Here is a 16000-nt window from a genome sequence, read left to right on the forward strand (position 1 = left end):
GGCCGGATTTGGCGATATCGACCGTCACGATCAACTGAAGAGTCGGCTGCCACGGCGCTTCGCTTGCCGATGCTTTGCCAATTTTTTAGCAACAGCGGCTATGTGTGTCGACGCCGGCTTTTCCGGCGGACTGGAGCCTTGATTTTAATGACGCGAGAAAGACGGCGGCGGCTTATCCATACGCGCAGAACCGCAACGGGCCTGACGCTTGCCGGCGCGATCTCCTTTCTGGCCGGGATGACCGATGCGACCGGCCTTTCACTGACAGGGGACTTCGTCTCGTTCATGACGGGCAACACGACACGTGCAGCCCTGTCGCTCGGAGAGGGCAACCTGCGGCATGCAGCCATTCTTCTCTCGGCGATCATGGTCTTCGTGCTTGGCAACGCCGTCGGCATCGTGATCGCGCATTTCTCGGACCGGCGCACCTTCGCCGTACTGTCATGCGTCAGCATCGCGCTGGCAACCGCCTCGCTTATGATGGGCGAGAGTGTGGAAATGCCGCGCTTCTATCTCATCGTTGCCTCGATGGGGATGGTGAACGCGGCGGTCGAGCAGATCGAAGGGCTGCCGATCGGGCTGACCTATGTCACAGGGGCACTTTCACGTTTCGGACGCGGTCTTGGACGCTGGATCATCGGCGACAGGCGAATGGACTGGACCATCCAGATCGTGCCTTGGGCCGGCATGCTGGCTGGGGCTATCGTTGGGGCGCTGCTGACACAGATCGCGGGGGCGGCGGCGCTGTGGCTGATTGCCGTTTTTGCGATGCTGGTTGCGCTCGCCGCCCTGTTGATTCCCAAACGCACCCAAAGCCGGTTTAACGCCGCGCCACGTTCGCCAGCGCATATGAAGTCACGGTCACAATAGAACCCCACCGAATCAGATAACGGGTGCGCGGAAAACCGCGGAAGGAAGGCATCCTTGTTTCTCTTTTCAAAGCTCGTCTGGCTGTTTGGGCAACCATTGTCGCTCGCTTTTCTTTTCGTCGTGCTTGCCGTGCTGGCGGGCCTTGTCCGCTGGCGTGCGACAAGCCTCGTTTCGTCCGCGATTGCGGGCCTCATCCTGTTCATCACGCTCTACACGACTGCCGGCAACTACCTTCTGCAAGGTCTCGAGGATCGGTTTATGAAACCGCAGGATCCGGCAAACCTGCAATGCATGATCGTGTTGGGCGGCGCTTTCGAGAACGAGGTGAATACCGCCCGACACGGCGTCGAGTTCAATGCCGGCGCTGATCGCTTCGTCGAGGCGCTGCGGCTGGCACAGAAATTTCCGCAGGCGCGAATCTTGATTTCAGGAGGTGATGGTTCGATTTCCGGAATCTATGAAGGCGACGCGGTGATATCGGCGCGCTTCTTCCCGATGTTCGGCATCGGCAGGGAACGCCTGGTTAAGGAAACGACGTCACGGACGACGTTCGAAAACGCGATGAACACCAAGGAACTCCTGGTGAGCCATGGCCTCTCGAACTGCCTGCTGATCACCTCAGGCTATCATATGCCGCGGTCGGTCGGTATTTTCCGCAAGCTTGGTATCGACATCGTGCCCTGGCCGACAGATTATCGGACCGACGGACGAGAGGGTCTTGGCCTCGATTTCACGCAGCCGAGCCGAAATTCCCAGAACCTCGCAACAGCGATCCGCGAGTGGTTCGGTCTTGTCGGCTACTATCTCGCCGGTCGCACCTCGGAGCTCTATCCTGGCTGAACGCGCTATTTCTTGGAGATCGTCACGAACTTGGTGCCGCGCACGCGGGCCGTGACGATGCAGGGCTCTTTCGTCTTGTCGGCATCCGGGCGATCGCAGAAGCGCGGGTGCATTTTCATCGCCAGCACCATGTTGCCGAAGCGCTTCACGAAGTCGTAGCCATAGATCTGGGCGGTCGCGATCATGAAATAGCCGCCCTCGGCCACCTGCAGATAGAAATTGTAGGTGCAGCCGTCGTCATTGCACTGCGGCCCCTTCTCGCCGTCGCAGGTCAACTCGCCCTCATTGACGACGGCGTCGACCAAGCCATCGTTGTTGATATCCTGGCGGATGACGTAGCCATCCGAAAACTCGGCCTTGGTGCACTGTTCCTGAAAGTGCTTCTTCTCATAAATCTCCGGGTCCGAGATAAGCGACTGCTGGGCAAAGGCCGCAACTGGTACGGCGAGTAGCGCGGCAATGTTCAAAGCGATCAGAAGCGTTTTCACGAGGGTTTCTCTTTTGGTCGAATAAGGACGCTGTTGGCCGCACAGTTTGGCTGATCCGCCTTGCGCCGCCCTTGCCGCCGTGATTCATATTTCGGAAAGATACTCGTCGGTTCTGGAGGACTGCATGTCGCCGTTCGTCTACGTTGATTATGCCGGCGTTGCGCTCTTTGCGGCGACCGGCGCGCTCGCGGCGTCGCGCAAGCAGCTCGACCTGATCGGCTTTCTCTTCTTTGCGATCGTCACCGGCACCGGCGGCGGCACGGTACGCGACATTATTCTTGGACGCGTGCCGGTATTCTGGGTTCTGAACCCGACTTACGTCATCGTTTGCTGCGCCGTTGGCGTCCTGGTGTTCTTTACCGCCCACCTTGTCGAGTCGCGCTATCGCTTACTGATCTGGCTGGATGCCGTCGGGCTCTCCGCCTATTGCGTAATGGGTGCGGCGAAGGGTCTTGCCGCTACCGGCTCACCGACGATCGGCATCGTTACCGGGACATTGACGGCGACCTTCGGCGGCATCCTCCGCGATCTCTTGGCCAATGAGCCGTCCGTGTTGCTGCGGCCGGAAATCTACATCACGGCAGCATTGGTCGGCGGTAGCATCTTTACGGCTGCGAATGCACTTAATCTGCCGCTCTACGCAGCCTCCGCAGTCGGTGTCCTTGCGGCATTCCTCGTGCGTGGCGGCGCGCTGTACTTCGGCTGGACATTTCCGACGTACAAGGCCAAGCCCGGCCGGCACCCTGACGATGTGATGTGAAATCAGCGCCGCTTGGCGCGCAGGCGGATCACCACGTCGACATGCGCGATTTCGAGACCTTCCGGCGGCTCCGGAAGATTGCCGATGGTCAGATTGCTGACCGGAATATCGAGCACATCATTTTCGCCTTCGATGAAGAAGTGGTGATGGTCGGAGACGTTGGTGTCGAAATAGGTCTTGGCGCTTTCGACGGCGAGAACGCGGATCATGCCGGCTTCGGTGAACTGGTGGAGCGTGTTGTAGACGGTCGCCAGCGACACCGGCACGCCCGCTTGCACGGCCTCCTCATGGAGTTCTTCAACCGTCAGATGCCGATCGCCTTTGGCAAAGAGCAGGTCACCGAGTGCGACGCGCTGGCGCGTCGGACGCAGGCCGGCGTGTCTCAGCCGTGCCTCAATGGTAAGCGGGGCCTCTGCCACCATCCGACAAACTCCGGTTAATCTAGCGTCAAGCAATCAGGTTTCATTAGCCATATAACTTTTGCGCAAAAGCGTTTCAATAGTTTCAATGGGGACAAAGAGTGCGAAAGCGCCGCAAAATCGGGCTTTTGGCGCAATTAGTGCTGGCCGGGGGCTTGGCCTTCCTGTATGCGACCACCAAATAAGGCGCGCAGTCGGTCCTCCGAAGGTGGGTGAAGCTCAGTCATGCTTATGCTTCATTTTCTGCTGAACTTGGACTAAACGTTCACATCCATCGGCACAGTTGCGGGGGGAATTAGAGTTTTCATGGCGACGAAACAATCCAGCTTCAACTACGAGGAAATTCTGGCCTGCGGCCGCGGCGAACTGTTCGGTCCGGGCAACGCGCAGCTTCCCCTCCCGCCGATGTTGATGGTTCATCGCATTACTGACATTTCCGAAACCGGCGGTGCCTTCGACAAGGGCTACATCCGCGCCGAGTACGACGTGAAGCCAGACGACTGGTATTTCCCGTGCCACTTCGCCGGCAACCCGATCATGCCAGGCTGCCTTGGCCTTGATGGCATGTGGCAGCTGACTGGCTTCTTCCTCGGCTGGCTGGGCGAGCCCGGGCGCGGCATGGCGCTTTCGACAGGCGAAGTGAAGTTCAAGGGCATGATCCGCCCGACGACGAAGCTGCTCGAGTACGGCATCGATTTCAAGCGCGTCATGCGCGGCCGCCTGGTTCTCGGCACCGCCGATGGCTGGCTGAAGGCCGACGGCGAAACCATCTACCAGGCCACCGACCTGCGCGTCGGCCTGTCCAAGGACAAAGAAGCCTGATTGCACCGGGCATCTTTGCCCGGTTTCCAAGTTAGAAAAAACGAAAAGGTCGAAACACATGAGACGGGTAGTTGTCACGGGTCTGGGCGTTGTTTCCTCGATCGGCAATGATGCCGCCGAGGTCACTGCCTCGCTGCGCGATGCCAAGTCCGGCATTTCCTTCTCCAACGATTTTGCCGAGCACGGCTTCAAATGCCAGGTATGGGGTCGCCCGACGCTGGATCCGACTGATCTGGTCGATCGCCGCGCCATGCGCTTCCTGTCGCAGGGCGGTGCCTGGAACCACGTTGCGATGAAGCAGGCGATCGCCGATTCCGGCCTCGAAGAGAGCGACATCAGCAACAACGAGCGCACCGGCATCATCATGGGCTCTGGCGGCCCGTCGACGCGCACGCTGATCGAAGCGGCCGAGATTACCATTAAGAACAACAGCCCGAAGCGCATCGGCCCGTTTGCCGTCCCGAAGGCGATGTCTTCGACGGCATCGGCAACGCTCGCGACCTGGTTCAAGATCCACGGCGTCAACTACTCGATCTCGTCGGCCTGCTCGACCTCGGCACACTGCATCGGCAATGCCGCCGAGATGATCCAGTGGGGCAAGCAGGACGTGATGTTCGCTGGCGGCCACGAAGACCTCGACTGGACGATGTCGAACCTCTTCGACGCCATGGGCGCCATGTCCTCCAAATACAACGACACGCCTAACACGGCTTCGCGTGCCTATGATGTCAGCCGCGACGGCTTCGTCATCGCCGGCGGCGCGGGCGTGCTCGTGCTGGAAGAACTGGAGCGTGCCAAGGCGCGCGGGGCAAAGATTTACGCCGAGATCGTCGGCTACGGCGCGACCTCCGATGGTTACGACATGGTCGCTCCATCGGGCGAAGGCGCGATCCGCTGCATGCGTCAGGCGCTCGCCACCGTTAAGGGCGATGTCGACTATATCAATACGCACGGCACCTCCACCCCTGTTGGCGACAGCAAGGAAATTGGTGCAATCCGCGAAGTCTTCGGCGACAAGATCCCGCACATCCAGTCGACCAAGTCGCTGACGGGCCACTCGCTGGGCGCAGCCGGCGTGCAGGAATCGATTTACTCGCTGCTGATGATGCAGGCCGGCTTCATCGGCGAAAGCGCCCACATCACCGAGCTCGACCCGGAATTCGACGGTGTTCCGATCGTTCGCAAGCGCATCGACGATGCCAAGATCGACATTGCGCTTTCCAACTCCTTCGGCTTTGGCGGCACCAACGCCACGCTCGTCTTCCAGCGCTATAACGGATAACAATATGACGGGAATTATGCAGGGTAAACGCGGCCTCATCATGGGTGTCGCGAACAACCATTCCATCGCCTGGGGAATTTCGAAGGCGCTGGCAGCGCAGGGTGCCGAACTCGCCTTTACCTATCAGGGCGATGCGCTCGGCAAGCGAGTCAAGCCGCTGGCCGCCGAAGTCGGATCCGAATTCGTTCTGCCTTGCGATGTCGAGGACATTGCCTCCGTCGATGCCACAGTTGAAGCGATCAAGGAACGCTGGGGCGCGCTCGACTTCATCGTTCACGCCATCGGTTTCTCCGACAAGAACGAGCTCAAGGGCCTTTACGCCGACACCACGCGCGACAACTTCAGCCGCACGATGGTCATCTCCTGTTTCTCCTTCACCGAGATCGCCAAGCGCTGCGCGCCTCTGATGAACGAAGGCGGATCGATGCTGACGCTGACCTATAACGGCTCGACGCGCGTCATCCCGAACTACAACGTCATGGGCGTTGCCAAGGCCGCTCTCGAGGCCTCCGTGCGCTATCTGGCCGCCGACTACGGCCCGCGTGGTATTCGCGTCAACGCGATCTCCGCCGGCCCGATTCGCACGCTGGCTGGCGCCGGTATCTCTGACGCCCGCGCCATTCTGTCGTGGAACCAGCAGAACTCGCCGCTGCGCAAGACCGTGACCATCGATCACGTCGGTAATTCGGCCCTCTACCTGCTCTCCGACATGGCAGCAGGCGTCACCGGCGAAATCCACTTCGTCGATGCCGGCTTCAACATTACCTCGATGCCGGCGCTCGAGACGCTACGCAAGGCAGACGTGGAATAGACACTGAAAGCCGGGCTTGATGACGAGCCCGGCTTTTTTTCAAGATGCATCCGCTAGGGATGCGTGACCTGCCGCAAGATGGCCGCCGAATCCCTGGCGCCCCAGCGAGTCGCAATCTTTCCGTTCTCGACCACGAACCATTCCATTGCAGTGACTTCGTAGCTTTTGCCGGTCGGGTCATGACCCACGAGACCGCGAAAGAAACCGGAATAGCGCCCGCTTTCCCGATAGCGAACCACGACATTCGCTCCCTCGGCGGCGATATCGAGGATCTCGAGGTTTATGTTCATACCCTCGTGAAGCTCGCGCCAGATGGGCTCGACGTCATCGAGACCGCCATACCCCAGAACACCGTAAATCCGCGCATCGGCGGCAAACAGCTCGCGCAGTGCGGCCATGTCGAAGCGATTGAATGCCTCAACATAGGCCCTTACGAGCGTCTTGTTGGCTTCCGTCTCCATGTCTCTCCCCCTGTTGTCTCTCCATCTGCAGCAAGTCTAGCAGATCCCCCAAGGCTGCCTATGTCGGCAGCCTACTTCTTCGCCCAAAGCACCTTGAAGCGGGCATTGCGGCAGGTCTCTCCGCTTTCCTTGAAGTTCGCAGCGAGCACCGGCTCATAAGGCAAGCCACGATTGGCAACCAACAGCAGGCGACCGCCGCCACGCAGCACCGACGCGGCCGTCTTGATCATCGCCTGGCCGAGCGACGGCTCTGCCGCATGGCCTTCGTGGAAGGGCGGATTCATGATGACGAGATCGTACTTGTCCTTCACCGGTTCGCCGGCCAGATCGTGCCAGAAGAAGCGCGCAGGCACGTCAGGGCAGTTCTCCTCCAGATTGGCCTTTGCCGCTTCCAGAGCGGCGTAGTTGGCTTCGTAGAGGTCAAGACGGCTGACGCCGGGAGACCGCTCTGCCAATTCGACGGAGAGATACCCCCAACCAGCACCGAAATCGGCGACGTCGCCGGTGAAATCGGCAGGCAGGCGCGAGGCGAGCAATTCCGAGCCATCATCGACGCGGTCGTGCGAGAACATGCCAGCCGCGGCCAGGAAGCGGCCATCGACGCGAACGGGTGGCTTGGCGAACTTGCCGACAATCTCGCTGAGATCGGCCGGCCGCGCGAACCACAACGCAACGCCGTGATATTTCGGCATATGCTCGATGTCGAAGCCGAAACCCTCCATGCGCTTGCGGAGCGACTGGATGCCATCCTCCTTGCCGCCGGCGATGACGATCAGGCCACCGACCTTTACACGCTGAAGCGCGGCAGCGATGTTGGCCTCGTTCTCGCCCTTGTGCTTGTTGCAGAGGACCAAGGCGGCATCGTAGTCCTCGCCTTCAATCTCAGGCGTGGTTTCGATGCGTTGGGAGAGAAGCTGCCGGTACAGCGGCCGGAGGCCCTGTACGGCGCTCAGCGAGGCGGCAAAGCCCTCCGGCACTGCGAAGCCTGCCTCGGCGCCCAGAAAGAGCACACGCTCGCCCTCGCCGGGCGCGTCGACGGTGCCGCTGGCAAAGGGATGGAACAGGGTCTTCAGGGTTTCGCGGCTCATGATCTCTTCTCACCTTCGGATACAAAAAGGGCGCGGGAAAACTCCCACGCCCTCGAACGAGTTGAAAGGCGCTGCTTACTCAGCCGCATCTTCCTTCTTCTTTTCGGACTTTTCGGCAGCCGGGAGTTCCTGGCCGGTTGCCTGGTCGACAACCTTCATCGACAGGCGGACCTTGCCGCGCTCGTCGAAGCCGAGGAGCTTGACCCAGACCTTCTGGCCTTCCTTGACGACGTCCTGCGTCTTGGCAACACGCTCGGAAGCGAGCTGCGAGATGTGGACGAGGCCGTCCCGGGCGCCGAAGAAGTTGACGAATGCGCCGAAGTCGGCGGTCTTGACGACCGTACCTTCGTAGATCTGACCAACTTCCGGCTCAGCAACGATCGAGTGGATCCACTTGCGGGCCGCTTCGATTTCCTTGCCGGACGAGGAAGCGATCTTAACCGTGCCGTCGTCTTCGATGTTGATCTTGGCGCCGGTCTTTTCGACGATTTCGCGGATGACCTTTCCGCCGGAGCCGATAACTTCGCGGATCTTGTCGACCGGGATGTTCATGACTTCGATGCGCGGTGCGAATTCGCCGAGCTGGCCACGGCTCTCGGTGATGGCCTTGGCCATTTCGCCGAGGATGTGGGCACGACCGCCCTTTGCCTGGCTGAGCGCGACCTTCATGATCTCTTCGGTGATACCGGCGATCTTGATGTCCATCTGCAGCGAAGTGATGCCGTCAGCGGTACCGGCGACCTTGAAGTCCATGTCGCCGAGGTGGTCTTCGTCGCCGAGGATGTCGGAGAGAACGGCGAAGCGATCGCCTTCGAGGATCAGACCCATGGCGATACCGGCAACTGGCTTCGCAAGCGGAACGCCGGCGTCCATGAGAGCGAGCGAGGTACCGCAGACGGTTGCCATCGAGGACGAGCCGTTCGACTCGGTGATTTCTGAGACAACGCGCAGCGTATAGGGGAACTGCTCAGCCGACGGCAGCATCGGGTGGATAGCGCGCCATGCGAGCTTGCCGTGACCGATTTCGCGGCGGCCTGGGGAGCCCATGCGGCCGGTTTCACCAACGGAGTAGGGCGGGAAGTTGTAATGGAGCAGGAAGCGCTCCTTGTACATGCCCGTGAGGCTGTCAACGTACTGTTCGTCTTCGCCGGTGCCGAGCGTGGCAACGACGATCGCCTGCGTTTCACCGCGGGTGAAGAGCGCCGAACCGTGGGTGCGCGGCAGGAGGCCGACTTCCGAGACGATCGGACGAACGGTTTCGAGGTCACGACCGTCGATACGGCTCTTGGTGTCGAGAATGTTCCAGCGAACGATCTTTGCCTGCAGGTGCTTGAAGATCGCGCCGACTTCTTCGGCCGTGTACTTGGCTTCGCCTTCTTCCGGAAGGAAGTGCGCCTTGACCTTCGCCTTGACGGCGTCGACGGCAGCGTAGCGCTCGGCCTTCTGCGTGTTCTTGTAGGCGGTGCGCAGCTCGGCTTCGAAATGCTTCAGCATTTCGCCTTCGAGTTCCGAATAGTCTTCCGGCTGGAAGTCGCGCGGTTCCTTGGCAGCCACTTCGGCGAGCTTGATGATCGCGTCGAGAACCGGCTGGAAGCCGCGGTGGCCGAACATGACGGCGCCGAGCATGACTTCTTCATTCAGTTCCTTGGCTTCGGATTCAACCATCAGAACGGCGTCGTGCGTACCTGCTACAACGAGGTCGAGAACCGACTCGTCCATCTCGTCGAGATGCGGGTTGAGAACGTATTCACCGTTGATGTAGCCGACGCGGGCGCCACCGACCGGGCCCATGAAGGGAACACCCGAAAGGGTGAGTGCCGCCGAGGTCGCAACCATCGAAAGGATGTCGGGGTTGTTTTCGAGGTCATGCTGGATGACGGTGACGACGACCTGGGTGTCGTTCTTGTAGCCTTCCGGGAAGAGCGGGCGGATCGGGCGGTCAATCAGGCGGGAAACGAGGGTTTCGTTTTCGCTCGGACGGCCTTCACGCTTGAAGTAGCCACCGGGAATCTTGCCGGCTGCGTAGGTCTTTTCCTGGTAGTTGACGGTCAGCGGGAAGAAGTCCTGGCCCGGCTTCGGTGCCTTGGCGGAAACGACGGTGGCGAGAACCACTGTTTCGCCGTAAGTCGCGAGAACGGCGCCATCGGCCTGGCGGGCGATCTTGCCAGTTTCGAGCTTCAGCGGGCGGCCTGCCCACTCGATTTCCACACTATGAGTATCGAACATATGTCTTGTCCTTCAATGCGGGAACATGCGCCCCGCCTTCCAAGGCACGGCGCACGGTCAACCGCAATCGGTGTGACGCATCATGGGCAAGACAACGGGAGGCTTTACATCGACGGCCCCGGAAGAGACCGGGCCAAAGCTCCTCGAGCTCTGGCCGAAAGCATCCGGCAATCCTGCCCCATGACAGGTCAACGGTTGGTTTGGCAGAACCGGCCCATCCGGGTCTGCCGGGCAATCGCCATGAGCGGCGGGTGGGGAAAGGTTCCCCGAAAAAATCCGGCGGGCGTCCCAAGGGGGAGCGCCCGCCGAAAAATCATTAGCGGCGGATACCCAGGCTGCCGATCAGCTTGGTGTAGCGGCCTTCGTCCTTCTTCTTGAGGTAGTCAAGAAGCGAGCGGCGGCTGGAAACCATCGTCAGCAGACCACGGCGGGAATGGTTATCCTTCTTGTGGTCCTTGAAGTGGCCGGTCAGGTTGTTGATACGCTCGGTCAGGATGGCAACCTGAACTTCCGGAGAACCGGTGTCGCCTTCGAACGTTGCGTATTCCTTGATGAGAGCCGTCTTGCGCTCAGCAGTAATCGACATCGGATGTTCCTTTCTATGAGAGGAGATTAGGTCGCCAAAAGCCGGGATGTCGTCCAGCTTCGGCCGCGAATGCATTCGGGCCGAGCCCGATTGCTGGCGCTGCGTATAAACCAAATGCGCTGCAATGGAAAGAGGTATGCCACAGATCGCCGATTCGTCACTTTCCGGCCATCGCATCCCGGATCATGGCATTGTAGCCCTCTGGGTCCTGCAGCATGGCGAAGTGGCTCGCGTCCTTGAGGATCACCAGCTTCGATCCCGGAATTTGTTTGGCCATCATCTCGGTATGGTCGAGCTTGATTGCCTCGTCGTGGTCGCCGATCGTCAAGGTGACGGGTACCTTGATCTTGCCAAGGTCGTCGGCAGTCCAGGCCGGCTGGCTCGCCCACATCGCCGAGATCTCGGTAACGAAGGCATCATATTCGTTCGGTGTCGGCGAGAGTTTTTTGTAAGTCTCGCCGGCGGCATTGATGTAATTGCTGAAGGTCTCGTTGGTCATAACGTCGGCCTTTAAGCCGTCGGTCGTGACGTTCGCCGCCTGCGCGATCACGCGCGTCAGCTTCTCAGGGTTCTTCATCGCCATGTCGATGCCGATGATGCCGCCATCAGACCAGCCGACCAGGGTCACCTTGTCGAGCTTCAGATAGTCCAGCAAAGCGACATAATCCGACGTCATCAGGTCATAGCCGAACGGCTGCTTACTGCGCGTCGAGCGGCCGTGTCCGCGGCTGTCAGCCACGATTACCCGATGATCCTTCGCGAACTCAGCCACCTGATAGCCCCAGACGTCCGCGCTACCGAGCCCACCATGGATGAACAGGATCGGATCGCCCTCACCATACTCGGCGTAATACATCTTGATGTCGTTGACGGGTGCCATGCCGCTCGTCTTTGCTGTCGGCATTGGCGGGAAGGCTGGCAACGTTGCCCAGCGCTCTGCCGAGCAAGCGCTCGCGGCCATCAAAACCGCCGAGAAGAACATCAGGATGCCGGCTGCAAGTCTGCCCATGACTGTCTCCCTGATCCAAAGGGCTCCACGGCCCGGATCAGGGAAACATATCTCAATGCCAAAGGCTGACAACTGCCATCTATGGTTTTGCCGGCGCTAGAGCGAGCCAAAACCAGAAGTTTATAGAAGCTCAGCCAAAGACGCGTTTCGGGCGGAACTCACCTTGGCCGATCTCGCCGATCGCAACCAGTTTGCCGCGAGACGTAGCATAGGCTTCGCTTTCGGCAACCGGTGCGTCGCGACCGCGCACGAGGATCGGGTTGCCCATCTTCAGACGATGTGCCTGGTCGTCATTGACGACGAGATGCGGCAGCGAGGAGAGCGCTTCGCTGGTGTCGATCAGCAGGGCATCGAGGGCAGCAAGCCGTTCGTCGGCGTCTTCGATCGCCTCGAGCGCGACGAGGTCGGCAAGCGGTACCATCGTTTCTTCGGCAAACGGTGCAACGAAGCTGCGGCGCAGGCCCGAGATGTGGCCGTAGCAGCCGAGTTCGCGGCCGAAATCGCGCGCCAACGCGCGTACATAGGTGCCCTTGCCGCATTCGACTTCGAAATGCGCCGTATTGGCGTCCTGGCATGACAACAGCGTCAGGCGGAAGATCTCGACCTCACGGGAGGGGATTTCCACCGCCTCGCCATCGCGCGCCAGATCGTAGGCCCGCTCGCCCGCGATCTTGATTGCCGAAAACTGCGGCGGCACCTGACTGATGACGCCGGTGTATTTTGGCAGGAGGTCGCGGATCTGCTGTTCGCTCGGGCGCTTGTCGGAGCTCTGCGTTACATCGCCCTCGAGATCGTCGGTTGCGCGCTCCTCACCCCAGGTTACGGTGAATTCGTAGATCTTGCGGCCGTCCATCACGTAGGGAACGGTCTTCGTCGCATCACCAAGCGCGATCGGCAGCATGCCCGAGGCCAGCGGGTCGAGCGTGCCGGCGTGACCGCATTTCTGCGCCTTGAACAGCCACTTGATCTTGGAAACAGCTTCGGTGGAGCCGAAATCGACCGGCTTGTCGAGGATCAGCCAGCCCGAGATCGGGCGGCCCTTCGGTTTACGTGGTTTGGACATCAGTCTCTTCTACTATTCTTCTTCGGTATCGCCGTGGTCGAGATCGCGGCTCACCTCGGGTGAGCGCAGCAACTCGTCGATCTTCTTGTAATTGTCGAAGCTCGTATCGTCGCGGAAGCGGATATCCGGCATGTATTTCATCTGCCGAAGCTGCGGGCCAAGGCGGCCACGGATGTATTTCGCATTGCGGTTCAGCGCAGCGATCACTGCATCATGATCCGTTACACCGAGCGGCGTCACGTAGGCCGTCGCGATCTTCAGATCAGGCGACATGCGGACTTCGGAGATGGAAATGACGGTCTTCTCGATCACGTCATCGCGCACTTCGCCACGCTGCAGAACCTGCGTGATAGCGGCGCGAACCTGCTCGCCGACGCGCAGCATACGCTGCGAAGGTGCGGAGGTTGTTGGTCTTGTTGCCATTTTTCTTTGCCTCAAAAGGTTCGGGCGCCGGCCTCAGTTGATCCGGCGCCCGTCCAAATTTCCAATATCACACGATCAGAGCGTACGGGTGATGTGCTCGACGCGGAAGCATTCGATCGTGTCGCCGGCGCGGATGTCTTCGTAATTCTCGAAAGCCATACCGCATTCCTGGCCGGAATGCACTTCCGAGACTTCGTCCTTGAAGCGCTTGAGCGTCTTGAGCTTGCCTTCGTGGATGACGACGTGGTCGCGGACGAGGCGGACACCAACTCCACGCTCGACCTTGCCTTCGGTAACACGGCAACCCGCGACCTTGCCGACCTTCGTGATGTTGAACACCTCGAGGATCTCGGCATTGCCGAGGAAGGTTTCGCGGCGCTCCGGCGAGAGCAGACCCGACATCGCCGCCTTCACGTCATCCACCAGATCGTAGATGATGTTGTAGTAACGGATTTCGATGCCCTGGCGTTCTGCCAGCGTACGGGCCTGTGCATTCGCACGAACGTTGAAGCCGATGATCGCAGCACCCGATGCCTCGGCAAGCGAGATATCCGATTCCGTTACACCGCCGACAGCCGAGTGAACGATGCGGGCACGAACTTCGTCCGTACCGAGCTTTTCGAGCGCACCGGCGATCGCTTCGATCGAACCCTGCACGTCACCCTTGATGACCAGCGGGAACTCCTTGACGCCTGCCGACTGCAGCTGCGTCATCATCTGTTCCAGCGAGCCGCGCTGGCCCGAATGGCGGGCGGCAGCCTTGTCGCGAGCGAGACGCTGGCGATATTCCGAGATCTCGCGGGCGCGGCCTTCGTTTTCAACGACGGCGAACCTGTCACCTGCCTGCGGCGTGCCGGAAAGGCCGAGCACCTCGACCGGCATGGCCGGCGGGGCTTCCTTCATGTGTTCGCCCTTGTCGTTGACGAGGGCGCGGACACGACCCCAGACATCACCAGCGACGATGATCTGGCCGGGCTTCAGCGTACCGTTCTGGACGAGAACCGTGGCAACCGAACCGCGGCCGCGGTCGAGCTGGGCTTCGATGACCGTACCTTCCGCCGTGCGGTTCGGATTGGCCTTGAGGTCCAGGATTTCGGCCTGCAGCAGAATGGCTTCCAGCAGCTTGTCGAGGTTCTTTCCGGTCTTGGCCGAAACTTCGACGTCAAGAACTTCACCGCCCATCGATTCCACGAAGACTTCGTGCTGCAGGAGCTGCGTGCGCACCTTCTGCGGATCGGCGGTCGGCTTGTCGACCTTGTTGATCGCCACGATGATCGGAACACCAGCCGCCTTGGCGTGGTTGATCGATTCAATCGTCTGCGGCATGACGCTGTCATCAGCTGCAACGACCAGGATCGCGATGTCGGTCGCCTGCGCACCGCGGGCACGCATTGCCGTAAAGGCGGCGTGGCCGGGGGTGTCGATGAAGGTGATCTTCTGACCGTTCTGCTCGACCTGATAGGCGCCGATATGCTGCGTGATACCACCGGCTTCGCCAGCAACCACATTGGCATGACGGATGGCGTCGAGCAGCGAGGTCTTGCCGTGGTCGACGTGGCCCATGATGGTCACAACAGGCGGACGCGAAACGCGATCGCCCTCATCGTCGGCAACGTTGAAGATGCCAAGTTCGACGTCGGATTCAGAAACGCGCTTGACTGTGTGGCCGAATTCGCCAGCGATGAGTTCAGCAAGGTCGGCGTCGATGACGTCGCCCGGCTTCATCATCTGGCCTTCCTTCATCAGGTACTTGATGACATCGACCGCGCGTTCGGACATGCGCTGCGACAGTTCCTGGATGGTAATGGTCTCCGGCAGAACGACTTCTCGCGAAATCTTCTCGCGGGTTTCCTGCATCTGGCTGCGGCGGAACTTCTCCTGACGACGGCGCATTGCCGAGAGCGAACGGCCGCGTGCACTGTCTTCATCCTCGCTTGCGGTCGTGATCGTCAGCTTTCCGCGGCGACGATCCTCCTCACCCTTGGGGCGAGTCGTCACCGGCTTTGCGGGCTCGGGACGAACGACACGACCACGAACCGGCGCGCCGCCACGCGGCGCAGAGCGATCGTCGTCGTCAGAGTCGCGACGACCGCGTCCAGCCGGCGCAACTGCGCCAGGTGCCGGGCGTGCCACGGCCGGAGATGGCGCAGCATCCGGACGGCGCGCGACGGGCGCAGCCGGCTGAACGCGCGGCGCCTCAGTGCGTTGCTCGACAACAGCAGGTGCTGCTGGGGCAGTCGGAGCGGCGGCGGCTTCAGCGGCCCGAGCAGCAGCTTCTTCCGCAGCGCGGCGCTTGGCTTCCTCAACCTCAGCGGCTTGGCGTACGGCTTCTTCCGCGGCGCGGCGCTTTTCTTCCTCGGCGCGGCGAACCGCATCCTCGGCATCGCGAACCTGTGCCATGGCGAGCGCGCGGCGGCGCGCATCCATTTCCTCAGGCGACAGATGGTTCAGGACCACCGGACGGGGGCGATCCTGCTGACGCGGAGGCTGAGAAGAAGGCTGCTGCGGACGCGACTGCTGGCCGCCCGTCGGCTGAATGCGCGGCTGTGGCGCCTGCGGCGCGCGCGGCTGGTGCACGCTCGGAGCTGCTTCGGCACGAACCGGAGCGCTGGAGCCTACGGGGGTGATCGGGCGCTCGTCCTCCGGACGCATCGGACGCCGCTTGCGGGTCTCGACAACGACCGCCTTGGTGCGGCCGCGGCCCATATCCTGGCGCACGGTGCCCTGGCTCATTCCCGACGGCTTCAGGGTCAAAGTCTTCTTGCCCGGTCCGTTCAGTGTCTTGTCGTCATTGCTATCGGTCATTCGTTCCCGTTCCTTCGGACAGGGAGCGATGACGTCATCAGACCCTG

The 16000-nt window shown here is 60.9% G+C and carries 16 protein-coding genes; 6 read left to right on the forward strand and 10 right to left on the reverse strand.

Features of this window, described 5'->3' with window-relative positions; all coding sequences use genetic code 11:
• Positions 1-147: 147 nt before the first annotated feature.
• Positions 148-870 carry a YoaK family protein gene (locus ATY79_RS13990; RefSeq protein ID WP_088704165.1) on the forward strand — a complete coding sequence of 241 codons (723 nt, stop codon included), beginning with the start codon at positions 148-150 and terminating at the stop codon, positions 868-870.
• A 54-nt stretch (positions 871-924) separates the two neighbouring features.
• Positions 925-1710: a YdcF family protein gene (locus ATY79_RS13995; protein WP_088704166.1), complete on the forward strand. Its 786-nt coding sequence runs from the start codon at positions 925-927 to the stop codon at positions 1708-1710.
• 5 nt (positions 1711-1715) lie between these two features.
• Here ATY79_RS13995 and ATY79_RS14000 read toward each other — a convergent pair whose 3' ends face one another.
• Positions 1716-2198: a hypothetical protein gene (locus ATY79_RS14000; RefSeq protein ID WP_088692552.1), complete on the reverse strand. Its 483-nt coding sequence runs from the start codon at positions 2196-2198 to the stop codon at positions 1716-1718.
• A gap of 124 nt (positions 2199-2322) precedes the next feature.
• Here ATY79_RS14000 and ATY79_RS14005 point away from each other — a divergent pair, with 124 nt between their 5' ends.
• Positions 2323-2958, forward strand: a complete 636-nt coding sequence (locus tag ATY79_RS14005; RefSeq protein ID WP_088692553.1) for a trimeric intracellular cation channel family protein — start codon at positions 2323-2325, stop codon at positions 2956-2958.
• 2 nt (positions 2959-2960) lie between these two features.
• Here the strand turns inward: ATY79_RS14005 and irrA are convergent, their stop codons facing one another.
• On the reverse strand, positions 2961-3380 hold the full coding sequence (gene irrA / locus ATY79_RS14010) for an iron response transcriptional regulator IrrA (protein ID WP_088692554.1): 420 nt from the start codon (positions 3378-3380) through the stop codon (positions 2961-2963).
• 303 nt (positions 3381-3683) lie between these two features.
• On the opposite strand from irrA, the gene fabA reads away from it, so the two are divergent.
• Genes fabA through fabI form a run of 3 tightly spaced genes read left to right on the forward strand, consistent with a single transcriptional unit; the run spans position 3684 to position 6292 of the window.
• Positions 3684-4199 carry a 3-hydroxyacyl-[acyl-carrier-protein] dehydratase FabA gene (fabA, locus tag ATY79_RS14015; protein ID WP_007528973.1) on the forward strand — a complete coding sequence of 172 codons (516 nt, stop codon included), beginning with the start codon at positions 3684-3686 and terminating at the stop codon, positions 4197-4199.
• A 58-nt stretch (positions 4200-4257) separates the two neighbouring features.
• Entirely contained in the window at positions 4258-5481 is a 1224-nt protein-coding gene (gene fabB, locus ATY79_RS14020) for a beta-ketoacyl-ACP synthase I (protein WP_088692555.1), read from the forward strand.
• Positions 5482-5485: 4 nt separating this feature from the next.
• Positions 5486-6292 (forward strand): enoyl-ACP reductase FabI, encoded by an 807-nt coding sequence (gene fabI, locus ATY79_RS14025; protein WP_088692556.1) that lies wholly within the window; start codon positions 5486-5488, stop codon positions 6290-6292.
• Positions 6293-6345: 53 nt separating this feature from the next.
• On the opposite strand, the gene ATY79_RS14030 is transcribed toward fabI, so the two are convergent.
• The 8 genes from ATY79_RS14030 to infB form a co-directional block, all read right to left on the reverse strand.
• Entirely contained in the window at positions 6346-6753 is a 408-nt protein-coding gene (locus tag ATY79_RS14030) for an ester cyclase (protein WP_088704167.1), read from the reverse strand.
• 71 nt (positions 6754-6824) lie between these two features.
• Positions 6825-7841: a class I SAM-dependent methyltransferase gene (locus tag ATY79_RS14035; RefSeq protein WP_088692558.1), complete on the reverse strand. Its 1017-nt coding sequence runs from the start codon at positions 7839-7841 to the stop codon at positions 6825-6827.
• 75 nt (positions 7842-7916) lie between these two features.
• A complete protein-coding gene (gene pnp, locus ATY79_RS14040) occupies positions 7917-10067 on the reverse strand; it encodes a polyribonucleotide nucleotidyltransferase (RefSeq protein ID WP_088692559.1) in 2151 nt (716 codons plus the stop codon).
• Between the two features lie 316 nt (positions 10068-10383).
• Positions 10384-10653, reverse strand: a complete 270-nt coding sequence (gene rpsO, locus ATY79_RS14045; protein ID WP_016552226.1) for a 30S ribosomal protein S15 — start codon at positions 10651-10653, stop codon at positions 10384-10386.
• 157 nt (positions 10654-10810) lie between these two features.
• The gene (locus ATY79_RS14050; protein WP_088704168.1) at positions 10811-11662 is read right to left on the reverse strand and encodes an alpha/beta hydrolase; all 852 of its coding nucleotides are present in this window, start codon (positions 11660-11662) and stop codon (positions 10811-10813) included.
• Positions 11663-11792: 130 nt separating this feature from the next.
• Positions 11793-12725: a tRNA pseudouridine(55) synthase TruB gene (gene truB, locus ATY79_RS14055; protein ID WP_088692561.1), complete on the reverse strand. Its 933-nt coding sequence runs from the start codon at positions 12723-12725 to the stop codon at positions 11793-11795.
• Positions 12726-12737: 12 nt separating this feature from the next.
• Entirely contained in the window at positions 12738-13148 is a 411-nt protein-coding gene (gene rbfA / locus ATY79_RS14060) for a 30S ribosome-binding factor RbfA (RefSeq protein ID WP_088704169.1), read from the reverse strand.
• A 75-nt stretch (positions 13149-13223) separates the two neighbouring features.
• On the reverse strand, positions 13224-15953 hold the full coding sequence (gene infB, locus ATY79_RS14065; RefSeq protein ID WP_088692563.1) for a translation initiation factor IF-2: 2730 nt from the start codon (positions 15951-15953) through the stop codon (positions 13224-13226).
• Between the last annotated feature and the right edge of the window lie 47 nt (positions 15954-16000).

Origin of the sequence: Rhizobium sp. R693 (assembly GCF_002211315.1) — a bacterium.
Taxonomy (GTDB): Bacteria; Pseudomonadota; Alphaproteobacteria; order Rhizobiales; family Rhizobiaceae; genus Rhizobium.